Origin of the sequence: Streptococcus sp. GMD3S, assembly GCF_000298695.2 — a bacterium.
GTDB lineage: Bacteria > Bacillota > Bacilli > Lactobacillales > Streptococcaceae > Streptococcus.
Map to the genome: position 1 here is coordinate 1 of NZ_AJRC02000031.1, position 5607 is coordinate 5607.

The following is a 5607-nucleotide window of genomic DNA, read 5'->3' on the forward strand; positions in this document are numbered from 1 at the left end:
GCCAGATATTAATTCACGCAACTTCAACATTCGTGGTTTTGCAGAGCGGACAGCCATCAACTCTCCTATCCAGGGCTCAGCAGCAGATATTCTTAAGATTGCTATGATTCAGCTAGATAAGGCTCTAGTTGAAGGTGGCTATCAGACCAAGATGCTGTTGCAAGTGCATGATGAAATCGTCCTTGAGGTTCCGAAATCAGAACTAGCAGTCGTTAAAGTTTTAGTGAAACAAACCATGGAAGAAGCCATCCAGCTCAGTGTTCCACTCATTGCTGATGAGAATGAAGGAGCAACCTGGTACGAGGCTAAATAAGAAAGTTATGAAAGAGTTTGAAGCATTTGCCTTCAAACTCTTTTTCATAGGTTTCTGTAAGCAGTTTCCTTGACTTTTACTAGTATTTGCGTTACTATATTTCCATATAAGATATGGGAGTCTGTGTACAGTCTGAGAGGAAGTGTTAAACTTCGACCGCACCTGATCTGGGTAATGCCAGCGTAGGGAACGATACTTAGCCGAATTCTGCACCTTTTCCATATATGGAAGAGGTTTTCTTTTTGTCAAAGGGAAACCTGAGAAAAGGAGGTTTTTATGAAAGCAAGCATTGCCTTGCAAGTCTTGCCCCTATCACAGGGGATTAATCGAATTGCTATTATCGATCAGGTTATTGCTTATCTGCAGGCGCAGTCCGTGACCATGGTGGTGACACCTTTTGAAACGGTCTTGGAAGGGGAGTTTGATGAGCTCATGCGTATTCTCAAAGACGCGCTAGAAGTGGCAGGGCAGGAAGCAGATAATGTCTTTGCCAATGTCAAAATAAATGTAGGAGAAATTTTAAGTATTGATGAGAAACTTGAAAAGTATACTGAGACGACATATTAGTCTATTGGGTTTTCTAGGAGTCTTGTCAATCTGGCAGTTAGCAGGAATATTCAAACTTTTACCCAAGTTTATCCTACCAACTCCCTTTGAAATTCTCCAGGCCTTTGTTCGTGACAGAGAATTTCTCTGGCACCATAGCTGGGCGACCTTGAGAGTGGCTTTGCTAGGTCTAGTCTTGGGAGTCTTGATTGCCTGTATCATGGCGGTGCTTATGGACAGTCTGACTTGGCTCAATGATCTTATCTACCCTATGATGGTGGTTGTTCAGACCATTCCGACCATTGCTATAGCCCCTATCCTGGTCTTGTGGCTAGGCTATGGAATTTTGCCCAAGATTGTCTTGATTATCCTGACGACAACCTTCCCTATCATCGTCAGTATTTTGGATGGATTTAGGCATTGTGACAAGGATATGCTGACCTTGTTTAGTCTGATGCGAGCCAAGCCCTGGCAAATCCTGTGGCATTTTAAAATCCCGGTCAGCCTGCCTTACTTTTATGCAGGTCTGAGGGTCAGTGTCTCCTACGCCTTTATCACAACCGTGGTGTCCGAGTGGCTAGGAGGTTTTGAAGGTCTTGGTGTTTATATGATTCAGTCTAAAAAACTGTTTCAGTATGATACCATGTTTGCCATTATTATTCTGGTGTCGATTATCAGCCTTTTGGGTATGAAGTTGGTCGATATTAGTGAAAAATATGTGATTAAATGGAAACGTCCCTAAGATAAGGATGTTTTAGAAAAAGAAAAGAGGAAATGAAGATGAAGAAAACATGGAAAGCGTTTTTAACGCTTGTGACAGCTCTTGTAGCTGTCGTGCTGGTGGCTTGTGGTCAAGGGACTGCTTCTAAGGACAATAAAGAAGCAGAACTCAAGAAGATTGACTTTATCCTAGACTGGACGCCAAATACTAACCACACAGGGCTTTATGTTGCTAAGGAAAAAGGTTATTTCAAAGAAGCTGGAGTGGATGTTGACTTGAAATTGCCACCAGAAGAAAGCTCATCTGACTTGGTGATCAATGGCAAGGCACCATTTGCCATCTATTTCCAAGACTACATGGCTAAAAAATTGGAAAAAGGAGCAGGAATCACTGCCGTTGCTGCTATCGTAGAACATAATACATCAGGAATCATCTCTCGTAAATCTGACAATGTTAGCAGTCCAAAGGACTTGGTTGGGAAGAAATACGGTACTTGGAATGATCCAACGGAGCTAGCTATGTTGAAAACATTAGTAGAATCACAAGGTGGAGACTTTGAGAAGGTCGAAAAAGTACCAAACAACGACTCAAACTCGATCACACCGATTGCCAATGGCGTCTTTGACACTGCTTGGATCTACTACGGTTGGGATGGTATCCTTGCCAAATCGCAAGGCGTAGATGCTAACTTCATGTACTTGAAAGACTATGTCAAGGAGTTTGACTACTACTCACCAGTTATCATCGCAAATAACGACTATCTAAAAGACAACAAAGAAGAAGCTCGCAAAGTCATCCAAGCTATCAAAAAAGGCTACCAATATGCTATGGAACACCCAGAAGAAGCTGCAGATATTCTCATCAAGAATGCACCTGAACTCAAGGAAAAACGTGACTTTGTCATCGAATCTCAAAAATACTTGTCAAAAGAATACGCAAGCGACAAGGAAAAATGGGGACAATTTGACGCAGCTCGCTGGAATGCTTTCTACAAATGGGATAAAGAAAATGGTATCCTTAAAGAAGATTTGACAGACAAAGGCTTCACTAACGAATTTGTAAAATAATGACAGAAATTAGACTAGAACACGTAAGCTATGCCTATGGCGATGAAAAGATTTTAGAAGATATCAACCTGCAGGTGACTTCAGGTGAAGTAGTTTCTATCCTGGGACCTAGTGGTGTTGGGAAGACCACCCTATTTAACCTAATCGCTGGGATTTTAGAAGTCCAGTCTGGGCGAATTATCCTTGATAGCGAGGCAAATCCTAAGGGGCGCGTGAGTTATATGTTGCAAAAGGATCTCCTCTTGGAGCACAAGACAGTGCTTGGCAATATCATACTGCCCCTCTTGATTCAAAAGGTGGATAAGGCAGAGGCTATTGCCCGAGCGGATGACATCCTTGCGACCTTCCAGTTGACAGCGGTACGGGACAAGTATCCTCACGAACTCAGCGGAGGGATGCGCCAGCGTGTAGCCTTGCTTCGGACCTATCTTTTTGGGCACAAGCTCTTTCTCTTGGATGAGGCCTTTAGCGCCTTGGATGAGATGACCAAGATGGAACTTCATGCTTGGTATCTGGAAATTCACAAACAGCTACAGCTGACGACCCTCATCATCACGCATAGTATCGAAGAGGCCCTCAATCTCAGCGACCGCATCTATATCTTGAAAAATCGTCCTGGGCAGATTGTTTCAGAAATTAAACTAGATTGGTCTGGAGACGAGGACAAGGAAGTCCAAAAGATTGCCTACAAACGACAAATATTAGCAGAATTGGGATTAAATACGTAGCCTTTTAGGAAATTAGAATATATTAAATACAAGCGAAATCCTTGCTTGTATTTTTTATTTCAAAGCTGATGAACATGCATGATTAGGCTTAATATTTAAAGAAATGGTAAGTTAATATAAAAATAAATAAATTTTAGTTGACATTTTGTAATGGAACTGTATAATATAATTGAACCATTATAGATAATAAGGAGGATAATGTGGTGAAAAAGAGAACTAGCAAACTCTTTCATGGCTTGATGGCCTTGCTGCTGGTTGTGTCGGTCTTTTTGCCTGCACTTAAAGTTAGCAATGTTGTTAAAGCGGAGGAACTACCAGCGAGCAGTTACACAATGAAAACTGTTTCAAAAATCAACAATAACAAACTTGTTGATGGCGCTAAGTACGGGGAAGGTAAATTCTATCTTCAACCAACTTATAGTTTCCCAAATGATGTAACCCTCAAAGATGGGGATTACATGGTGTATCATGTTCCAAACGAATTTAAAATTGAAAAAGATTCTACTACGGAATTGAAAGCACCAGATGGGCAAACAACTATTGCTGAATTGACAACTAGTAAAGCAGATAACACAGCTACTGTCAAAGTGACAAATGCTGCTTACTTTGCTAATTTGTCAGAGAACAAGGAGATTACTGCCCTGTTTACAGTCGTTTGGGCAGATAGTGTTAAACTAAACACTCCTTATCAAATTAATATCCCAGGTGACCAAGTTTACACTTTGACTCGTATCGTCCCAGATGATGACCCAACTGGATTTACTAAATGGGGAGTTCAAGACTCAGACGATCCTAACTATGTAAACTGGCGTATCCGTGTTAACCGCTATGCAAAATCTTACACAGGGGTTAAACTCGAAGATACTATTCCAGAAGGACAAGTTCTTGCAAGTGAAATTACTGGTTACTACTTTACTGAGTGGAACAAAGCTGAAGCTCGTCCAAGACTAGAAGCTGCCCATATCAACGTTGTTGATGGAAATCACTTTACAATCACTCCAAACGGTGATGGTACAATGGACGGACAAGGTCTCTATATTCTATATAAAACTCGTCTAACTGCTCCAGTTGACAATGCAACTAAAAAAGCATTTAACGATGTAAAAGCGACAACCGATCAAGAAACATTTGATGTTCATGGATTTGCTGCTTTGACAACTACAGAAGGTATCGGTTCAGGTGCGAAGTCTGATGAGGTTGAATTCCAAGTTAAGAAAAAACTTGAAGGAAAAACTCTTGAGGCAGATGCATTTACTTTCCAATTGATTGCTCCAGATGGTTCTGTAACTGAAGCTAAAAACGATGCTGAAGGAAATGTTAAATTCCCAGCAGTTAAATTCTCTAATGAAGGTACATTCAAATACCAAATTAAAGAAGTAAATGACAACAAACCTGGCTATACATACGATGATTCAGTACTTGAAGCAGAAGTTACTGTAGCAAACGTGTATGGTCAAAAGATTGCAAGTGTTAAATATAAAGATTCTAAGAAAGAATTTACAAACACATACGCTGCTAAAGAAGCAAAACTTCAACTTGAAGCTAAGAAAGTCTTGAACGGTAAAGCTATCGAGGCTGGCCAATTTGAATTTGAGTTGAAAGAAAATGGAACAGTTCTCCACACTGTTTCAAACGATGCAAACGGTAAGATTCAATTCCCAGAACTTACCTTCACAAAAGAAGAAACTCGTACATTCACTATCTCTGAAAAAGCAGGTGATGTAGCCGGAGTTGAATACGATCCAAATGCTTATGAAGTAACAGTAGTCGTTAAAGATAACGGCCAAGGTCAACTTGTTGCAACTGCAACAGGCGCAGACAACCTTACTTTCACGAACGTTTATAAAGCTAAACCAGCAAAAGCTACCATCACAGCTACTAAAGTCTTGAATGGTAAAGCGCTTGAAGCAGACAAATATGAGTTTGAACTTAAAGAAGGCAACAAAGTAGTCGCAACAGCTAAGAATGCTGCAGACGGTACTGTTACTTTCCCAGTAATCAGCTATGATGCTGCAGGCCCTCACACTTACACAATTACTGAAAAAGCTGGTAGTGAAAAAGGTGTGACATACGACACTGCTAAACACGAAGTAACAGTAAACGTTACAGATAATGGACAAGGTGAACTTGTTGCAGATGTAAAAGACAACAACCCAACCTTCACCAATACTTACAAAGCAGCTACAACAACAGCTACTATCACAGCTACTAAAGTCTTGAACGGTAAAGCTC

At 40.8% G+C, this 5607-nt stretch carries 6 protein-coding genes; all 6 read left to right on the forward strand.

Annotated features, from left to right (window positions below; translation table 11 throughout):
• The coding region (locus tag GMD3S_RS10470) for a DNA polymerase (RefSeq protein WP_033587330.1) at positions 1-313 on the forward strand (313 nt) is incomplete at its 5' end.
• 276 nt (positions 314-589) lie between these two features.
• Positions 590-880, forward strand: a complete 291-nt coding sequence (locus GMD3S_RS0209220; RefSeq protein ID WP_000647687.1) for a thiamine-binding protein — start codon at positions 590-592, stop codon at positions 878-880.
• Positions 843-1601, forward strand: coding sequence for an ABC transporter permease (locus tag GMD3S_RS0209225; RefSeq protein WP_001245135.1), 759 nt, complete (start codon positions 843-845; stop codon positions 1599-1601). Before GMD3S_RS0209220 ends, GMD3S_RS0209225 begins: the two co-directional genes overlap by 38 nt.
• A 38-nt stretch (positions 1602-1639) precedes the next feature.
• Positions 1640-2647 carry an ABC transporter substrate-binding protein gene (locus GMD3S_RS0209230; RefSeq protein ID WP_000754523.1) on the forward strand — a complete coding sequence of 336 codons (1008 nt, stop codon included), beginning with the start codon at positions 1640-1642 and terminating at the stop codon, positions 2645-2647.
• Positions 2647-3375: an ABC transporter ATP-binding protein gene (locus GMD3S_RS0209235; protein WP_000136201.1), complete on the forward strand. Its 729-nt coding sequence runs from the start codon at positions 2647-2649 to the stop codon at positions 3373-3375. Before GMD3S_RS0209230 ends, GMD3S_RS0209235 begins: the two co-directional genes overlap by 1 nt.
• Before the next feature lie 203 nt (positions 3376-3578).
• Positions 3579-5607, forward strand: a 2029-nt coding sequence (locus GMD3S_RS0209240) for a Spy0128 family protein (protein ID WP_025173000.1), incomplete at its 3' end; no start/stop codon positions are given.